15 protein-coding genes and 3 pseudogenes are annotated in these 18,154 nt (G+C 54.3%); 3 read left to right on the forward strand and 15 right to left on the reverse strand.

Annotation, left to right across the window (positions count from 1 at the left end; genetic code table 11):
• Together ABA45_RS16005 and ABA45_RS16010 are read right to left on the reverse strand one after the other, a co-directional pair.
• The gene (locus ABA45_RS16005; protein WP_048387806.1) at window positions 1–1,581 is read right to left on the reverse strand and encodes a 2Fe-2S iron-sulfur cluster-binding protein; all 1,581 of its coding nucleotides are present in this window, start codon (window positions 1,579–1,581) and stop codon (window positions 1–3) included.
• Between the two features lie 84 nt (window positions 1,582–1,665).
• The gene (locus ABA45_RS16010) at window positions 1,666–2,211 is read right to left on the reverse strand and encodes a carboxymuconolactone decarboxylase family protein (protein ID WP_014872656.1); all 546 of its coding nucleotides are present in this window, start codon (window positions 2,209–2,211) and stop codon (window positions 1,666–1,668) included.
• Window positions 2,212–2,343: 132 nt separating this feature from the next.
• On the opposite strand from ABA45_RS16010, the gene ABA45_RS16015 reads away from it, so the two are divergent.
• Both ABA45_RS16015 and ABA45_RS16025 read left to right on the forward strand, forming a co-directional pair.
• Entirely contained in the window at window positions 2,344–3,237 is an 894-nt protein-coding gene (locus ABA45_RS16015) for a LysR family transcriptional regulator (RefSeq protein ID WP_048387808.1), read from the forward strand.
• A gap of 158 nt (window positions 3,238–3,395) precedes the next feature.
• Window positions 3,396–4,236, forward strand: a pseudogene (locus ABA45_RS16025) (transposase).
• A gap of 72 nt (window positions 4,237–4,308) precedes the next feature.
• Here the strand turns inward: ABA45_RS16025 and ABA45_RS16030 are convergent.
• The 13 genes and pseudogenes from ABA45_RS16030 to ABA45_RS16090 all read right to left on the reverse strand — a co-directional run bounded on the left by ABA45_RS16030 (window position 4,309) and on the right by ABA45_RS16090 (window position 16,933).
• Window positions 4,309–5,091, reverse strand: coding sequence for a lysophospholipid acyltransferase family protein (locus ABA45_RS16030; protein ID WP_048389172.1), 783 nt, complete (start codon window positions 5,089–5,091; stop codon window positions 4,309–4,311).
• A 5-nt stretch (window positions 5,092–5,096) separates the two neighbouring features.
• Window positions 5,097–5,855 (reverse strand): GNAT family N-acetyltransferase, encoded by a 759-nt coding sequence (locus ABA45_RS16035; RefSeq protein WP_048389175.1) that lies wholly within the window; start codon window positions 5,853–5,855, stop codon window positions 5,097–5,099.
• A gap of 122 nt (window positions 5,856–5,977) precedes the next feature.
• Entirely contained in the window at window positions 5,978–6,736 is a 759-nt protein-coding gene (locus tag ABA45_RS16040; protein WP_048387811.1) for an alpha/beta fold hydrolase, read from the reverse strand.
• Window positions 6,736–7,842, reverse strand: coding sequence for a M14 family zinc carboxypeptidase (locus ABA45_RS16045; RefSeq protein WP_048387813.1), 1,107 nt, complete (start codon window positions 7,840–7,842; stop codon window positions 6,736–6,738). The genes ABA45_RS16040 and ABA45_RS16045 overlap by 1 nt, the downstream gene beginning before the upstream one ends.
• A gap of 480 nt (window positions 7,843–8,322) precedes the next feature.
• Window positions 8,323–9,522, reverse strand: coding sequence for an alpha-D-ribose 1-methylphosphonate 5-triphosphate diphosphatase (locus ABA45_RS16050; RefSeq protein ID WP_048387815.1), 1,200 nt, complete (start codon window positions 9,520–9,522; stop codon window positions 8,323–8,325).
• A 21-nt stretch (window positions 9,523–9,543) separates the two neighbouring features.
• Window positions 9,544–10,368 (reverse strand): phosphonate ABC transporter, permease protein PhnE, encoded by an 825-nt coding sequence (phnE, locus tag ABA45_RS16055; RefSeq protein ID WP_048387817.1) that lies wholly within the window; start codon window positions 10,366–10,368, stop codon window positions 9,544–9,546.
• Window positions 10,361–11,161: a phosphonate ABC transporter ATP-binding protein gene (locus ABA45_RS16060; RefSeq protein ID WP_048387819.1), complete on the reverse strand. Its 801-nt coding sequence runs from the start codon at window positions 11,159–11,161 to the stop codon at window positions 10,361–10,363. Before ABA45_RS16060 ends, phnE begins: the two co-directional genes overlap by 8 nt.
• 57 nt (window positions 11,162–11,218) lie before the next feature.
• Window positions 11,219–12,118: a phosphate/phosphite/phosphonate ABC transporter substrate-binding protein gene (locus tag ABA45_RS16065; protein ID WP_048387821.1), complete on the reverse strand. Its 900-nt coding sequence runs from the start codon at window positions 12,116–12,118 to the stop codon at window positions 11,219–11,221.
• Between the two features lie 743 nt (window positions 12,119–12,861).
• Window positions 12,862–13,014, reverse strand: a pseudogene (locus ABA45_RS16070) (tRNA-binding protein); the annotation flags it as partial.
• 27 nt (window positions 13,015–13,041) lie between these two features.
• The gene (gene yddG / locus ABA45_RS16075; RefSeq protein WP_048387823.1) at window positions 13,042–13,938 is read right to left on the reverse strand and encodes an aromatic amino acid exporter YddG; all 897 of its coding nucleotides are present in this window, start codon (window positions 13,936–13,938) and stop codon (window positions 13,042–13,044) included.
• An 89-nt stretch (window positions 13,939–14,027) separates the two neighbouring features.
• Complete coding sequence (locus ABA45_RS16080; protein WP_048387824.1) at window positions 14,028–14,759, reverse strand: AraC family transcriptional regulator; 732 nt, start codon at window positions 14,757–14,759, stop codon at window positions 14,028–14,030.
• Between the two features lie 106 nt (window positions 14,760–14,865).
• Window positions 14,866–15,111 (reverse strand): annotated as a pseudogene (locus ABA45_RS16085) (transposase domain-containing protein); the annotation flags it as partial.
• Between the two features lie 391 nt (window positions 15,112–15,502).
• Window positions 15,503–16,933 (reverse strand): sigma-54 interaction domain-containing protein, encoded by a 1,431-nt coding sequence (locus tag ABA45_RS16090; RefSeq protein ID WP_048387826.1) that lies wholly within the window; start codon window positions 16,931–16,933, stop codon window positions 15,503–15,505.
• Window positions 16,934–17,188: 255 nt separating this feature from the next.
• Between ABA45_RS16090 and speB the strand changes: the two genes are divergently transcribed.
• Window positions 17,189–18,139, forward strand: coding sequence for an agmatinase (gene speB, locus ABA45_RS16095; protein WP_048387829.1), 951 nt, complete (start codon window positions 17,189–17,191; stop codon window positions 18,137–18,139).
• Window positions 18,140–18,154 lie beyond the last annotated feature (15 nt).

Consider the following 18,154-nt stretch of genomic DNA (forward strand, 5'->3'; position numbering starts at 1 on the left):
CTAGATATCCAGAACCAGAGAATTCCCCTTTGCGCGCGAAACACACGGGCACATCAGGCCCCCGCTATCGCGTTCGAAGGGTGTGAGTGCTTCGTCCCAATGCTCTGGTTCGCCAGCAAGAACCTTGACGGCGCATGATTTACACTGGCCAACACGGCAGCTGTTTGGAATCTCGACACCTGCATCCAGAATGGCATCCAGAAGTGTCTGGTCCGGTGTGACATGAAGCACCTCTCCGGATCGCAAAAGTGTCACTTCAACCAGTCTGGCGTCGGCTCCAACCTGCGCATCAAAGCGTTCGAAGTGAACGCGTTCCCGATCGATTCCGAGTTGGTTCGCAGCAATGAGTACCCCGTCAATCAATTTCGCGGGGCCGCAGACATAAACTTCGGCGTTGGCAGGCGCGCTCGCCAAAACTCTTTCGAGATCCATTCTCTGGCCGAGATCTCCAACGTAACTGGTCATTCTCGGCCCGAACTCCCTTTGTAGTCGGTCAAGGTAGGCCATTGCAGACGCTTTCCTACCGGTGTAATGAAGTTCGAAATCAACAGTCTGGTCTTGCAGCGCCTGAGCGATCGACTTTATAGGTGTGATACCGATACCACCGGCAATCAGGACAGCTGGATTTGTGTCAGTTTGGATATCGAAGTAGTTGATTGGCAGGGAGACCCCCAAAACGCTACCTAATTGATAGTTCTTGTGGATCCAGTCCGACCCTCCCCGACCATCGGGCTCGCAGAATACCGCAATCTCATAAACGTCTCTGCGGTTTGGATTGGAGGCAATGGAGTATCGGCGGACCTCGTTTGTACTGCTGCCCAAAACAACGGGCACTTCGATGTGCGCCCCTGGCTTGATGTCTGGTAGTGGTTCTCCGGAGGGCGCTCTTAGCTCAAATGCCCGAATCCTGTCAGCGAGTTGTCGCACACCAGTTACAATCAGCTCAAGCTCCCCCTCCCCGATCTTAGAGATATTCGGCGATGCCAACTGCCCTGCCCGGGATCTCAGATCGCGATTCTCTTCGCGCTCCAATTCGATCAGCTTGTCCACCTCGGCCTGGCTGTAACGAGGCGTAATATGTTGCGGGCAATTCCAGTCAAACGCCTCGATGTGAATGATCATTCCCCGCTCCACGCGAGCTCGATAACCATCATCTTCCAGACGCACCATTTTGGGGGTGTCATCGCCATCCACGAGCTCCATCCGCCCAAGCAGTTTCAGCCGGACGCGATTCGGATAATCCATGAAAAACACAGCTACCCGATCATTTTTCAGGACATTCCCTGTCGTGACGTACTGTCGGTTACCGGAATAGTCGGCAAACCCAAGCGTCGACTGATCGAGAACCTTCAGAAAACCTGCAGGCCCGCCACGATGCTGCAGATACGGCCATCCGGTCTCGCTAACACTCGCCATATAAAAGCTGTCTCGGGCTTCAATGAAGGCCTTTTCGCGCTCACTTAGCAGGTTATTATGATCAGGTCCCGAGTCCATGGACGCATAACCCGAGCGACTGCCCATTGCCTCCTGGACCCGCCTAACCGTCTGAGTAAAAGCAATCTCCGCAAATTTATGAGCCATGGTTTTCTCTCTTGGTTCCAGATGATCTTTATGGAAGGCCGAGACGCTGCTGCTCTATCAAACAACGCATCCCGGCCACCAACGCTAGTGGCTAAGCTCAAGTTCAACAGACGGAAAATCAATCGCGACCCGGCTGGCTTTGCCCAGAATGTTGGTAAGAACGTTCATACCAACGTGTGTGATGATTTCTACAATGTCTGCCTCTGAGAAGCCTGCATCCCGGACCTCCTGAAGCTCAGCGTTGGTCACGTCTCCGTTGTGTTCGGCAATCGCCCGCGCAAACTTCACGGCTGAAGCGGCCTTTGCGTCCCCGCTGCTACCGGCTCTGTTGGCCTCAATCTCCGAGCCACTGAGTCCCGCTTTCCGACCAATCGCCGTGTGAGCAGATACGCAGTACTGACAAGCGTTTTGCTGAGCTACGGTCAACGCAATCCGCTCTCGGGTTTGCAGATCCAGGCTGCCTTCTTCTGAGATGGAATGCAGTCCCAGAAAAGCCCGCAGGGCCGAGGGGGAGTTTGCAAACACCTTCAGAAAATTAGGCACCATACCTAGCTTCCCCTGGATAGCTTCTAGTAACTCCGCCTGCTCAAATGTTGCATTACCTTTTTCAACGACATTAATACGGCTCATAGCTCCAATCCTCTGATGATTTGTTGAGCGTTCCGGTGTTATCTCGGAACGTGCTATCACTATGGCTGTTCCTGGAGAATTGGAGAATAATCGCAAAAGGCAGAACATTATTTCGCTTGGAGTAATAATTGAATGGACCGAATTCATCAGATGCAGGTGCTGGTTGCCGTCGCAGAGGAAGGAGGCTTTTCATCGGCGGCTCGACGACTGAGCCTCTCAGGGCCGGCAATTACGCGCGCCATTTCCTCCCTGGAAGAAGATTTGAACGTTCAGCTTTTTAAGCGCACAACCAGGCAGGTCCGGATTACTGAAGCTGGGGCGCGCTATCTGGAAGATGTCAAACGGATCCTGTCCGATATTACAGATGCAGAAGAAACCATCTCGGGAACAGCAGCTGCGCCAAAGGGACATCTTGTGGTAACAGCCCCCGCAATGTTTGGTCGTCTTCACGTGATGCCCGGCATTGCAACGTTCCTCAAAAAGTTTCCGGACATGACCGTCGACGCCCTCTTACTTGACCGCATCGTTGATATGCTGGAAGAAGGTGTAGACGTGGGCGTGAGAATTGGCCGATTGCCGGATTCCAGCATTCGAGCCAGGAAAGTTGCGGAAGTCCGTACGGTTCTGGTCGGTTCCCCTGACTACCTGGTGGCCAAGGGCATTCCCCGCTCACCAAAAGATTTGGCAAATCACGCGCTAATTGCAGCCAGGACAGGAAACTTCTCTCCAGCCTGGAGATTTAGTGCTGAAAACCGGGAAATCAGCGTAAAAGTAAGACCGAGACTGACCGCCACATCGAATGACGCTGTTATCGAAGCAGCCGTTAATGGCCTCGGGATTACTCGGGCACTGTCCTATCAGGTAGGACCCGCTGTTGCCGACGGTAGACTGAAGGTTGTCCTTGAAGAGTGGGAGTTGCCGCCAATCCCTGTGCACATAATCCATCGTGAAGATCGAACCGTTCCTGTCAAAGTTCGAGCATTCATTGACTGCCTTTATGACAGCCTAAAAAACGCGCTTGACTGATTCAGTAGATACTGACTCGCGAGGTGGTAAAAGCATACCCTCAAAATTCTAGATTGAGCGACGAGCTGCAGCCAATGTCAGTCGTTCCTAGGTAATCCCCCCTAAAAACCGAGGTCAAAAGTAGAATTTTCCATAAGCTAAACGCAGGGAGATTCTGCATGAAGACATCACGTTTTTCTGACAGCCAGATCATGGCGATCTTGAAGCAAGCCAAGAGCGGCATGCCGGTGCCTGAACTTTGCCGTGAGAACGGCATGAGCAGTCCCAGCTTTTACAAGTGGCGCGCAAAATTCGGCGGCATGGATACCTCCATGATTAAGCGCATGAAAGAGCTTGAGGATAAAAACCGGCGACTGAAAAAGATGTATGCCGAGGAGCGGCTCAAGGCTGAGTTACGCAAGGAAGCCCTTAAGGGAAAGTGGTAAAGCCATCTCTCCGCCGCGAGATGGCGCAAACAGCCGTTGCTGCTGCTCGTTGTAGCATTCGTCAAGCCTGTGTGGTTTCAGTGTCAGTGAGTCCTGCTATCGATATCAGGCCAGGCTCAGCAGTGAGAACGCCGAGATCGCTGGTCTGCTGGTTCGCTTGACCCACAACCAGCGCAACTGGGGTTTCGACCTGTGTTTTCTCTATCTGCGCAACGTTAAAGGTTATCCCTGGAACCACAAGCGTGTTGTCCGGGCCTTGGATCAAATCATCGAGTGGCGGGGAAAGCCCATCCAGATCCGCTGTAACAATGGCCCGGAATACATCAGTGCCACACTGGCTGCTTGGGCTGAAAAACAAGGTATTACACTGGTCTTTATCCAGCCCGGCAACCCACAGCAAAACGCCTATATTGAGCGCTACAACCGCACTGTGCGCTATGACCTGCTGGCCCAATACCTGTTCCACTCCATTGAGGAGGATCAGGAATATGCAACTCGGTGGCTATGGACCTACAATAACGAACAACCCAATATGGCTCTTGGTGATTACCCATCCACGCTCACTTCTGGGTAACGAAACGACACTTTCGCTAGGCGGTTACCCACAAGCCTCTCTTGCAGATGCGCACCATTGATCTCAAGCGTGTTAGAAAGCTGACGTGTCCCGTTTAATGCGCAGAGCTTCCAGCCCCTGAGTGACCTGATGGTGGAGCGTCCGAGCCAGCTCGCTGGAGCTGTCACTGCTGGAAACTATCAGGGGTGGATGGAACATGATGTCCACCCGTACTGCAGGCTTCCTCAGCAGGCGGCAGAGATGGACGACAAAATCATCGTCGCCGATGAAGGGAACCAGGCGGTCAATCTGCCCGTCTCGGTGGTAGGCAATGGTCATTGCCTGTACCGGGCGTTCGGCCGCGATCGCGGCTCCGAGCAGGCGTGGGTGAAACGTTTTGACGCTTTCCCCGGAGGTGGTCGTCCCCTCAGGGAATAACAGCACGGAATCTCCATGTTCCAGGGCCATGGCAAGCGCTTGTCGGACTGCAGCCGCATCCCCTGCGCCACGTTGAAAAAAAAGGGTTCCGGCATGGCGTGCAATCCAGCCAATCAGTGGCCAGGACGCCACCTCACGCTTGGCAAGAAACCGTAACGGAAGGCGCGCGCCCAAAATGGGAATATCAGTCCAGGAAACGTGATTAGAAACACGCAATGCCGAGTTCTCTAACGCACAGCCGTGAGTTTGGACGCGCATGCCCAGCAGCCAGCACAGTACCACGAAATAACGCCGCACGAAGGGGGCCCGGTCGATTCGTCTCCAAGTGCACAGTTCAAAGGCGCGCAATAGCACCAGGGTCACCATGCTGAGCATTAAAAAACCCACAAACGCGCTCATGCGAGTATAAAAACGAACGTGCTCAGCAATGCGTACCATCTGTATCAAGCGGTTCGCGCCTCAAGTTTGTAGCGGCGTGCGTAACGGGCTGCAAGTTTATCCACATCGAGCAGTACCAACAGGTCTGCACATCGGAAAGCGGGGTCCCAGCAGGGCTCGCCACATACCTCCGCACCCAGGCGCATATAAGTGCGGATCAGCGGAGGAATCTCGACTTTGGCAGTCTTCAGGGGCTGGCTAGCTGGGTGGGGCAGAATGCGTTTAGGTGTGACCCGGAAATCGTCCGCGGCCATGTGATCCCTCTGCAACTGCTGGGTGATGCGCCAGGCCTTGTAACCGCCGTCCAGCATACTGATACTGGCGCAGCCCAGCAGATAGTCTATTCGTTCCTGGGCCAGATACTGTGCCACAGTGGACCAAAGCATGCTCAGGGCCGCTCCCGAACGGCAATCGCTGCGAATGCACGTCCGGCCCAGTTCAGCGAACAAGCCGGGATTGCGTTTCAAACGCTCCAAGTCGAATTCGTCTTCCGAATAGAAACCGTCGATCTTGGTCGCTACCTCACCATGCAGCAGGCGCGTGGTTGCCACCACCTCGCCGCTTTCGTCGATTACCACGAAATGTTCGCACCAGGGGTCAAAGCGGTCCTGGTCGATACCGGTACCCGTTTCCAGATCGGCACCGTATTCGCTGGTGAACACCTCATGCCTTAGCCGCTGGGCAGCGACGATCTGGGCCGGTTTTGTTGCCACGCTGGAGGTAAGATTGCGGCCGCTGCTGGAGACTCTGGACTGATTTGGCATGACCTGATCCCTTTGGATGGCTGATTCGTTGCGGCCACTAATCTGAAGCAAGCCGGTTCCATTAGAATGTAAGGCAGTGGTATTGCACCCAGATGAAGAGTTTGCGACGAATTGATGACAGCTCAGTCGGTACCGGCCTGGAACGGGTGATTGATCGGAAAGCAGGTATCTAGCTGAGCGATCAGCCACTGGGGATCGTCCAATGGCAGGTCATGGCCTGCGTTGGGATGCACTTCCAGCCGGCACTCAAGCGACTCAGCCAGATCCCTACTGCAACGCCAATCCGTCAGCCGATCGCCATCACTGGCCAGCACGAGAGTCGGCATCCGCGGCAGCAGATGTGGCGGCTTGTAGCGGGAGGCGGCGTACAGTTGGCGAATCACATCGAGCCGCCGCACCGGACGATCACGCTGAATCGCCTGCCAGTTCTGGGCAACCACGCTGCTAACAAGCCGGTTGCTCGTAAGGCCCAGAATGGCCTGTTCCCGCGCATCGCTGTCGGCCTGGGTCAGCATGCGCATTACGGGCATCCATTGAGCTGGGCGCAGTCGCCGCCAGGGAGAGCTAAGCCCAGAACTGGAAGAAATCAGCACGAGGTTCGCGCAGTCTTCAGGCCGATGGAGCGCCCAATCCAGTGCCACCATGCCTCCGAGCGACAGTCCGATCAGCCCTAGCGGGCGCGGCAAATGGCGAGACGCCCGCTCGGCGAACTGGCGTACCCCGGCAATGCAGGTAGGCGAGGGCAAATGCCGGTGAAGCCCGGTGCCGGGCAGATCCAGGGTATGGAAGCTGTCCTGGAGACGGGCCCGTCGAAGCTGCTCCGGCCAGTCGCCCCAGTGAGCGCTCTCCCTTCCCAGCCCTCGAAGTAACAGCCAGTCCATTACAGGTTCTCGCCCTTGCTATACCAGTGCATTCTGGCCGCCGCCCGCAGCCACTCGCCTTCGGACTTGGTGGGCAGCCAGTTACCGTAGTTGGCGCTGGCATCGAGAAGAAAATCCAACAATATCATATGGCTGCGCAAGACACGTTGATGGCGATGAGTCGCCAGGGGGTTGAATAGTCCTTGCCGGCTAAACAGCTGTCGGGGGCGCTTACGCACCCAGCGCCAAGAGCCCATTTCAAGGGTTAGTGGCAGCCAGGGAGCGCTGGCCTCGCGATTATGACGTTTGTAAAAGTAGTCCCACAGGTCGCCATGGGTGACATAGTGCTCTGATTGCGGCTCGAACTGATAGTCGTGATGAGGGTAGGCCTGCTCCCAAAGCAGCTTCAGCGCCATAATGGACGAGATATTGCGCATTGGACGGCGGCGGTATGCGTAGGGAAACCAGATTTGATCTCGCCAGCCAAAGCCCGAGTGACAATCGAGCGAAAGGCTGAATGGCCGTCCTGCCAATACCTCTTCGATGATGCTCTGCAAGGCCAAATTTTCCGGTTCCATCCCTTGACCGGGCTTGCCTCTGTACCATGGAAGCATCGGAGATATGCGCTGCCCACCCACTAGAAAGGTGCTCTGGCTCTGGGCAGAAATGGGAGCATTGCGCATAAGATCGACGCCAGCAGGATTGCTGCGCCGGTTCAGAAACATACCGCCGGGGTTGAGTATGGGCACAACCACCAGACGCACTTGCTGCAGCAGTTCAGACAGATGTTCGTCCCAGCGCAGCCGGTTGGCCAGGTTGCTCAGCCATGCCAAAACCACCTGGGTGCCGATGCGCTCCAGCCCGTGCACGCCGCCCAGCAGCAACAGCGCTGGTCGGTCCGCCGGTGCATCGCCCACATCGACACGGTAAATTGGCAGCTCAAACGAGCCCACTGGAATGCTTGCGCTTACCTGCGCGGAAAACTGCGCCGGTGACTCAGCGAGGATACGCTCCAGCTCAATCAGCTCAGGTAACTGGCGTCGCAACATACGCCGCTGTTTCCCATCACGCAGACTCTGCTGTTCCTGGATCACCTTGATGTGAGTGAGGTCGCTCAGTTCAGTCATGGATCTGCCTCGAAAATCTACATTTCATTGCGAAGTGACGTGTCTTCGCACCAGTATTCCATGTTGTCGTACATTCTGCCCTTGAGGATGTAGGAAGGCGCCTTCCGGTAAATCTTAATGTCGTGGAAGGGGTCGGTGAGAATCTTGGTCATCACATACCAGGCCAGACTGTCCTGCCAACATACTCAGCAGTCAGGCAATTAATATCTGACTCACAATGACTACTCTCTAAATCAAAATTAGAACATGCATTCGACACTAACCGCCGCCAGTTACAGATTTATTAAACTTTGAAATCGGGTTCAAGTATTAAGTGCAGCATCGTCTTCACCCACGTCTGACTTATCGGGAGTAAACCGGAACTCACAAAATGTTAAAGCCCCGCTAGTCGAGGCTTTTTTCTATCTGCATTTTGTAGGCTTAGAAAAATAGATCTGTCTCGGTTTTGAATAACCCTCCGGCGAATGCGCTGTTTGTTACTTAATTGAAGCAACCAGACCGTTGGAAAACCGACTTTCCACCTACAACTGTGGCCTGCAGTGATAGCGGCGAGCCATCAAGTTCGCTTAACAGCAAAAGATCGGCGTCAAATCCGGGTGCTATACGCCCCTTACTTGCGCCTAGCCCCACTGCTTTTGCCGGGTTCTCGCTGACCAACTTCCAGGCTTGTGCGAGCGGTATCAGCCCCTGCTCTGCTGCGACAAACGGTGCGCAGAACAAACTGGGGTAATGGTAGTCACTGCACAAAATGCTCACCAGATTCTGTTCAATGGCAGCCCTGACGCTGATGGCTCCAACATGAGAGCCGCCACGAACCAGGTTGGGCGCACCCATAAGCACTGCAGCACCGGCGGCCAGGCTGGCTTTTGCTGTTTCGGCGTTCATGGGGAACTCTGCAATTGTCGTGCCCAGCGTCCGGTTCTGTTCAACGTCATCAACACATTGATCGTCATGTGAAGACAAACTGACGCCGGCCCTACGCGCTTGTTGCGCTAATTCATAAGTCTGTTTTTCACCAAGGCTTCTTCTGCCCTGCAGGCCGCTTAAAAACCGTCCGGTTTCAGCTTCACCCATTGTCACACGGCGCCGGAACCCGGTGAGATAACGTTCAATTGAGGCTGGATTATCCAGTTCGGGTAAATGGTCGTTCAAAGACAGCATGTGGATACGACCCTCGGCAATCCAGCCCATGAGTTCGTCATGCAACTCGGTGTTTACCTTTTCATGACGAATGTGCACCCGTGACTGACAGCTGAATCTTGGCATCAGGTGTTCTAAGGCCAGAAGCAGGTGCCGAACTGTTTCGCGGCTACGAGGCCCGGGCTCAAATCCATCGGTGATGCTGTAGTAAAACGTGGTTATACCATGGGAAATGAGACTGGCGTCATTGGCAGCCAGGGCAAGTTCTAACGGGAAAACGGTACCGGCTCTTGGTGTTATATGACGTTCGAAAGCGTCGCCATGCAGGTCTATAATGCCGGGTAGCAGATAGCCGCCATGCCCGTTCAGCAACACGCTGGCGGGACGGTCCACGTCAACGCCAACGGCACGGATTTTTCCGCCAGACACTTCTACACAGCTGTTTTCCAGCCAGCCATAACTGGTCAGAACATTAACATTCTCAATCAGAGTACTGATCTGTGAGGTCATGTTTTCCGGGTTGTTAATTGGGTTTTGCATTAGGTGACTCCAAAAAAGCGGCTACTGGCTCTGGCGCATCAGGCTTTCCCGTAACCGGGAAGACAGATGCTCTACTGCGTATACCAAAATGAAGATCATCAATATGATGTAAGCGGCCTGGTCGTAGCGGAACATTTCCATCGATACCGCCAGTTCAGCACCGATACCGCCCGCGCCAACAAGGCCCAGTACAACGGAAGAACGCACCGCCTTCTCGAGCGAAAACAGACTGGTATTAATCATGCTGGGCAATGCTCCGGGAATCTGGACAACAGCAATGCGGTCAAGCGGACTGGTACCGATCGCATCGAGGGCTTCCGAAGGGCCCGGGTCGACTTCCTCCATCGCCTCGGCGAAGAAGCGACCGCAAAAGCCAATGGTATCGACAATAATGGTGAGCGTTCCGGCAAAAGGGCCGAGACCAACGGAGACGACGAAAAACAACGCCCAGGCCAGGTCCGGCACGGTTCGAAGAAAACTGATAATTGCACGGGTTACATGCCGGACCAAGGGATGGGGCGATGTGTTTCTAGCCGCTAACAACGCCATGGGTATGCTCAAGATGACGCCGATCACGGTACCGACCAAAGCCATCTGGAAGGTAACCAAAATAGCCTCCATAATCGGGCCGGCACGGTCCGTTGCTGGCGGAAACATTTCGCCGGCAATCGTTCCCATATTGGGCAAACCACGTATCAGGTCGCTGATGGACATGCCGGCACCGGCGAGTGACCAAAGAAAAAAGCCGAGAAACAGCGCAAATAAGGCAGTGCTGAGCCAACTCGGACGCTGAAATCGTGGAGTGAGAGACGGTTTGCACTGATCAGAAAGGCGGATTTCAGGCATAAAAGCCTCTCAAACTTGCGGTATTTTCTGTTCCGCTTGCGCAATCAAGCTGTAGCTCTGAATTCCGCAACCCGATAATACGATCGGCGTAGTGCAAGGCATGTTCGACATGATGAGAAACAAAAAACAGAGTCAGGTTCTGCGCTCTGGACAGCTTTGCAAAGAGCTCCATAATGACCTGACCGGATTTCGGGTCCAGGCTGGCGGTGGGCTCATCAGCGAACAAAATGCTCGGCTCCTGCATAAGCGCTCGGGCGATGGCAACTCGCTGGGACTGACCTCCAGATAGTTGGTCACAACGCTTGTCCCACAGGTCTGCCAGGCCAACCTGGTCCAGATAGTGAAGTGCGCGGTCCCTATCGACCTGTCGGGCCCAGCTCTGTGACCAGTTTCGAGGCCCCGAATGATGAGCAAAATTACCATGAAGAACGTTGGTTAACGTCGACAGGCGGGGCACCAAACAATGCTTTTGAAACACAAACCCTACTCGATTTCGGGCTCTCTTTAGTTCACGTCCTTTTTTGTTCGATAAAGCTTCGCCAGAAAGCACGATATTGCCTTCGTCCGGCTCAATTAACCGTACGCAACAGCGCAGCAATGTGCTCTTTCCGGCGCCGTTTGCACCGATCAGCGCCACTGACTCGCCTTTGTAAATATTAAAGCAGACATTTTTGAACACCGGTACCGTAGAACCGTGAAACCGCTTTGTCAGCCCGTGCACTTGCAGCGAGCTCGCGGTTGACTGTTCGCTGACAACGTACTGTCGTGGCAGAGGCGAGGCAATATTTGTCATTGAAACTTGTCCTTGAGTTCGGACGAGACAAGTCATGTCCCGTCCGAAGAGGCGTTCTTAGTCGCCAACAAAATCGGAGTATTCGGGATAACCTATGGTGGCGTACATCGAACGGACGTAGTTGTAGTCACTGTCTTTGATGTTGTTGACAAAACGCATACCCGTGTACTTGTCGACGTCTGTGCCGCCGCCATTGATGATGGCATTGATCAACCCATCCGAGCTGTTCACAAAGGCATCACGCATACGGTCGATGACTTTTTGATCTACGTGGCTACCGGCCATCAAGAGATCATTCGGAAGATCTCGCCCACGAGCAATGACCCGAAAAGCACCAGGCTGTAAGCCACCCTTCTCCATCTCCTGCTGGCGAAGTCTGCGGAACTCGGTGTGGTTCATGCCAACGGCTGCTACGTCTCCGCTTTTCAATGACTGCCAAAGAATCGGCACCTTTGTATGAACGATGTCCAGATCATCCATTGGCGAGATGCCACCATCTGCCAGTACCTGTATGGGTCCGAGATGACGGGAGGTTGAACCAACGCTGCCCATAGCGACCTGCTCTCCCACAAGGTCAGTAACCGAAGTAAAACCGCTTTCTGCCAAAGTGACAATCAAAGCGAAATAGTCAGGGCGGGAAAAACCGACTACTACCTTCGCGTTTGCACGATTCTGCATAACCACGTATTCAGCGGGGCCCGTGAGAACAAAGTCGACCTGTTTGAATCGCAATGCTTCGACCGCCGCTGTGCGATTCGTCACCGGAAGGAACTCAATGTCGTAGCCCGAGGCTGCTGACAGAGCATCTCTGAAAGCACCAAACTCTCGCTGTAATTCCTCTAGCCCTACCAGATCGGTTACGGCCAGTTTAACGGTCTCTGCATGAGTCAAAGCAGGTGCCGTCAGAGCAACCGACAACAGGACCAGAGACACGCATCGGTATAGGTTCTTGAACATCAGTACTTCTCCACGCATTGGATAATGTTTAACCAAGTTAAAGCGAGGATATGACAGAACAGTGAACACTTCGTGTCATTTTAGTGACTTGCCGACCCTGCGATAGAACTAAGTTAAGTCGACGGCGGCGCATCCCATTTTCCATAAGACAGTTCCAAGAACTGGGCACAGCAGAATGGCTACACACTGGTAAGGCAAGGCATTGAATTCGCTTATCGACTTGGCCTTCAGACACAGGCTTCCGTCAAAATGGTGTTTTGGAGTAACGGCACTGGCAGAACGTTTTCAGTTGGCAATGAAGTTGTTGAAGTGCGACATGTCGCGGAGTCAAAGCTGCGGTGGAAATCACGCCCTGAAGATGAGTTGCTGCAAAGCCTCACCGTCACACCAGCCAATTCCGTTAAACTCAGCGAATTAAAAAGGCACTGTCCAGACTGAAACTTTCCGAAGCCGAGAGCCGCGCGGCGATCAAAAAACTGAAAGCGACGCCTCTGCCTGAAAGATGGCACATCAAATTGGCGCAGTTTGAAAAGGAAATGATGGTTTGACGGACATTTTCGACTTCAATTGCGACCCAAAAAAAACATGATGACCTGAAAGCCATTCTGGACTTGGGCGCCCAAAAGCATCCTGCTGGATTGGCCCAAAATTTCCTAGAAAAGGATATTTGAGCAGCCGAGATACGGCGTCTGCTCTACGGCGAAAACCTGCTTGCCTTTAAGTGCTTCCTTATCTTACAGCTCAGTAAGCTGTGCGCTGGGTTTACGAACGCCGACTTCAGGACCGAAATCCACTTTCAATTTGTAGGCAGGTTTTCGTGCTTCAGGAAAATCTCCTGCTTCGACTATAATCCCAACCCTTAGTTCTACCTTTTCAAAGTCATCCCAACTAATCATGTTCAGGTCCTCCGAAACAAAGATTGGTTAATGAAAGATTTCAGGCTCGGGCACCGGCCTACGCCTTGCACTACCGGCGATTAGGGAGCCCAGCACAATGAGAATACTAGCGGCGATAACAGCACTGCTGGCTTCGCCATAACCCGCGACAATCAGCAATACCACGGAAATGAGCGGAGCGCTGTAAGCCAGCGTGCCAAGCAACTGGATGTTGCCGTGTTTCACTCCATAATCCCACGTGAAAAAGGCAATACCCACCGGCCCCAGGCCAAGACCTAACACGCCAGCCCATTGCGCCCATCCCGTTGGCCATACCGTCGTTTCCCATACCAGATGACACAGCAGGGCCAAAATTGCAGTCACAGCACAAAACCAGCCTACTGCATCGGTCGGTACACTCTTTACCAGCCGGGACAAAACGGAGTAAGACGACCAGATCAACGCGCAGCTAAAGGCAATCAAGTAACCATCGAGATTACCCATAGTAAAACCACTGCTATTGCTTCCGATCAACAACCAGCATCCCAGGAGGGCGAGCATGGCACCCATAACGTGCTGTTTTCGCAGGGACTCCCCAGGCAAAAATGAGGACATTAGAACGATAAACAGCGGCCAGAGATAGGCAAGCAAACTCACCTCTATCGCCGGAGCCAGTGTCATGGCCTTGAAATAAGCAAAGTGATAACCGAACAGGCCGCCAACCCCGATGCACCAGGCCAAAAGTGGCTGACGTAAATACCGGGTTCCACCATGGCCGGCGCGGAACCAGCGAATGCACATCAATAGAAACGCGATGCCAAAGGTCATCGCCATCAGCTGAAATTCCGGGATGTCCCCACCGGAGAGCTTGGTCAACAACGCAAGCGTTCCCCACAAAAATACAGAGATGGAGCCTATCCACGTCGCCGCAATAATGGTTGCCATAACTTCCCCTGAAAACAATCAGTTCATAACCTAGAGGGGACAAAGTTTATGATTGGTCGAGGGTCGTCTGCTTTCTAATTACGGCAGCGTTATTTCGATTTTCGGCGAAAATAACTTGGTGGTTTTCCAAAATGGCGGGAAAAGCGATCACTGAAAGACGACAGTGAGCCGTACCCTACAGCGTCAGCAATTCGCTGAATATTGAGATCTGACTGTTCCAGTAATCGCCAGGACTCCTGCATGCGTAGCTCGGTCAGGTAATGATGAGGTGTCATGCCAATCTGTGTACGAAACAACTCGTTAAGCTGCCGGATGCTCAGGTGGGCAACAATTGCCAGTTCGGTGACGACAATTTTTTTGTGAAAGTTATCGTCGATGAATTGCTTCGCTACAGAGACTCGCCGGTCCAGGTTCAGTTTATCGCCGTGGCGTTCCTGTAGAAGTTGAATCAACAACAGCAACATCTGATGCTTTGTGTGACATGACCCCGTACCGTTTACCAATTGGGAATGCAGAAACTGGACGTAGTGAAGCAATGCCGGATCCAGCTCAACAAAGAAGGGGAGTCGCTCCAATGCAGGGGCAAGGGCCTCTGGTACATCAGCGACCAGAAATCGATTTTCTTCGGATGCAAAATACCCGTGGTCACTTCCGGACGGAATCACAGCGGCCCGGTTCCGTTCAACGTCACCCTCGGTTTTGTCTACAGACAGTGAAAGCTTACCCAGCAGGGGCAACACCAATTGGTGGTGGCCATGGGAATGTTGTTTTCCCTCATTACCATAGCTTCTTAGATAAAGATTAACGCAGGATGTTGCCATACAAGAAGTATATTCCAATTGTGCTGTGTAGAGGAGCAACTTGGCACCAACGAACAGTCACCGGTGCGCAAATTAAGCCTGCCACTTGTCGATTTGCGTCCAGTCATCACACCTTGCTATCGATCGCCGACGTCCAGTTATGTCGTAGCAGTTCACCAATGGCGCTGTTCTTCTGTGTCGGTAACTTCGTCAGCACATCTTTCAGGTCAGCATAAGGATCGTGCGGATTGAACTTGGCTGACTGGATTAAAGTCATCACCTCAACAGCCCGTTGACCGCTTCTAAGTGAGCCCGCGAACAGCCAGTTTGAACGGCCCAACGCCCAAGGGCGTATCTGTTTTTCTACCCAGTTCTTTTGCGAGCTTGAAAAAGGAACGCGCGCAGTGGTGAAGCTATCAGACTCGCCTTGAGTCACAGCGGGAAATTCTGGAATACGTTGTGATGTTTTATAACAGTCGACGACTGCACTCTACGCTGGGTTAAATCAGCCCAATAGGTTACGAAGTAGCCGTTGTAGAATTAAGGACAGCCGCTTAACTGGGTTATTACAAAGTGCCCGGCCATTCCAATCTACCCTTGTTCTGGGGTGCGGCGCTTTCTCATGGAGGTAACCTCGTGTTGAGAAATGTGAGGTTACTGTAGGGTGAAATTCGCTGGCGTGGCCGCCTGGGTCAGTGGTTTATGAAATACACCTTATCGAGTATCGCGTCGTCCAATCCTTGATTGGGCTTCTCCACCGCCCCTCAATGGCGCTGCTTGGTGGCCTTGAGTCCGTGACGCTTAAGCTTGCGCACCACGCTGGGCTGGCTGATGCCCAAGCGCTCGGCAATGGCGTAGGTCGTCGGCAAGGTGTCGCACAGGTCGGACAGTACCTGTCGCTCGGCGCGTGCCAGATAGCTTTTCAAGGTCTCGCCGTCTGCCATGCCGGTCAGCATCGTTTCCACACTCGCCACGCCCGCAGGCGCGGGCTCGTCAGTGATCCCACACGCTCTTACCGCCGATGCGTCGATCTGATCCCCGGGCGTTAACAACCAGGCTCGCTCCAGCCAGTTTTCCAGCTCGCGCACGTTGCCCGGCCAGTCGCCACCCATAAGCTCGGGCCAGACACTGGCATGCAACAGCTTCTGACGCCCATAGCGTTGGTTAAGCTGCGCCAAGCACACCTCGACCAACGCCGGAATGTCCTCACGGCGATCGCGCAATGGCGGCAGAGTGATCGGAATCACATTTAAACGATAATACAGATCGAGCCTAAAACCGCCCTCCTCAACCCGACGCGCCAGATCCTGATTACTGGCCACCACCAGCCGGAAATCGACCCGGCGCGGTCGCGTGTCGCCCAGGCGGGTCAGAATTCCGTCCTGGATGACCCTGAGCAGCTTGGTCTGCATCAACAGCGGCAGCTCACCTATTTCGTCGAGAAAGACAGTGCCACCTTCGGCTTGCTCAAGCAGCCCCGCCTTACCCTGGCGCGCCGCACCACTGAACGCACCAGCCTGATAACCGAACATCTCCGATTCGAACAGATTGTCGGGAATCGCTCCGCAGTTGACCTCAATGAAAGGGCCATCGCCACGTCGGCTCCAGCGATGTAGCTGCCGGGCGAACGCCGTTTTACCAACGCCGGACTCCCCCAGCATCAGCACGGTGGCATCAGAGGGCGCCACCCGCTTGAGCAGCAGGGCGATTTCCCGCATGACGCCGCTGCGCACGCGTAGCTCACCCAAGGCATCGTCCAGCGTCTGGTCATCAGCACCTTGCGGCAAACGGTGACGTTTCAGATGCTCGCTGAAGCGTTTCTGCAGCAGCGAATATTCGTCTTGAAGCAGCTGGATATCTGTGAGGTCCCGCGAACGGCTGACTATTCGCTCGAGGCGGCCAGCAACGAACACCGGATACGCTTCGGCAATCACACTCCGCCCGGTACCGGTCACCTGCATCAGCTGCGCCATTTTTCCGGTTCGCATGACTTCCAGGGTGATAGAGGGCTTTAATACGCCACGCGCCTCCAACTCCTGCACCGTTGTGCCCATCAGCTCTCGACGTGAAAGACCGTAGACCGCGGCGGCGCCCGGGCTTACGTCCAGTATCTGGCCGTCGCCGGCGACGATGAAGAAGTGATCGCTGGCCGTCTCAACGATGGTCTCCAGCACATACTTGTCGATGTCGCTCACCTGGAGCTCCCTTTCCAACACTATTGATTCATTATTGTATCGATGATTCATTTTAGAATCAAAACTCCGCGCTATTGATACATTTATGCATCGATTGCAGTGGTCATGCGCCTCACGGCGGGCTTCCGTAGTTGGCACGGGAACTGCTGAGGTATGGAGTGCTTAACGATCCATAAAAACAAAGTCACGATATCAGGCCGGCTATTCAGCCGACTCGATAACAATGCCTCGAAGGGGCTTCAACAGGGAGAGAACATGAGCGATTTCAACCAACCTATGGGTGGCAACGAGATGCCTCGGTTCGGTGGCCCCGCCACCATGATGCGATTGCCAGCGCAGGACACCGCCGAGGGTCTGGATGTTGCCTTCGTCGGCATTCCCATGGATATCGGCACCTCGAACCGCCCGGGAACGCGCCTAGGGCCACGGCAAATTCGCGATGAGTCGCGCATGCTGCGCCCTTACAATATGGCGACCCGGGCCGCCCCCTTCGACAGCTTGCAGGTCGCCGATATCGGCGACGTGCCGATCAATACCTTTAACCTGCTCAAGAGCGTAGAGATCATAACTGAGTTTTACGACCGGATTCTGGGACACAACTGTATACCCTTGACCTTGGGCGGCGAGCACACCATCACGCTGCCCATCTTGCGCGCCATCGCCAAGCGTCACGGCCCGGTGGGACTGATTCACATCGATGCCCATGCCGACGTCAACGATCACATGTTCGGCGAGCCGATCGCCCATGGCACGCCCTTCCGTCGTGCGCAAGAAGAGGGGCTGCTCGATGCGCAACGGGTCGTCCAGATTGGCCTTCGTGGCACCGGCTACTCCGCCGATGACTTCGATTGGTGTCGGGAGCAGGGCTTCCGTGTGGTCACCGCCGAGGCTTGCTGGTATCGATCTCTTGCGCCACTAATGGCCGAAGTGCGTGAGCAGATGGGCGATGGCCCAGTTTATATAACCTTCGATATCGATGGGCTCGACCCCTCGGTCGCCCCCGGCACCGGCACGGTGGAGATGGGGGGCCTGACCGCCTCACAAGGGCTCGAAATCGTACGCGGTGCGGCCGGTTTGAACATCGTGGGTGGCGATCTGGTAGAGGTCTCGCCGCCCTATGACACCAGCGGCAATACCGCCCTCATGGGCGCCACCCTGCTCTACGAGATGCTTTGCGTGCTGCCCGGCGTTATGCGCCGCGATTAAGATTCCCGGCCACGC

This window comes from Marinobacter psychrophilus (genome assembly GCF_001043175.1).
GTDB classification, from domain to species: domain Bacteria; phylum Pseudomonadota; class Gammaproteobacteria; order Pseudomonadales; family Oleiphilaceae; genus Marinobacter; species Marinobacter psychrophilus.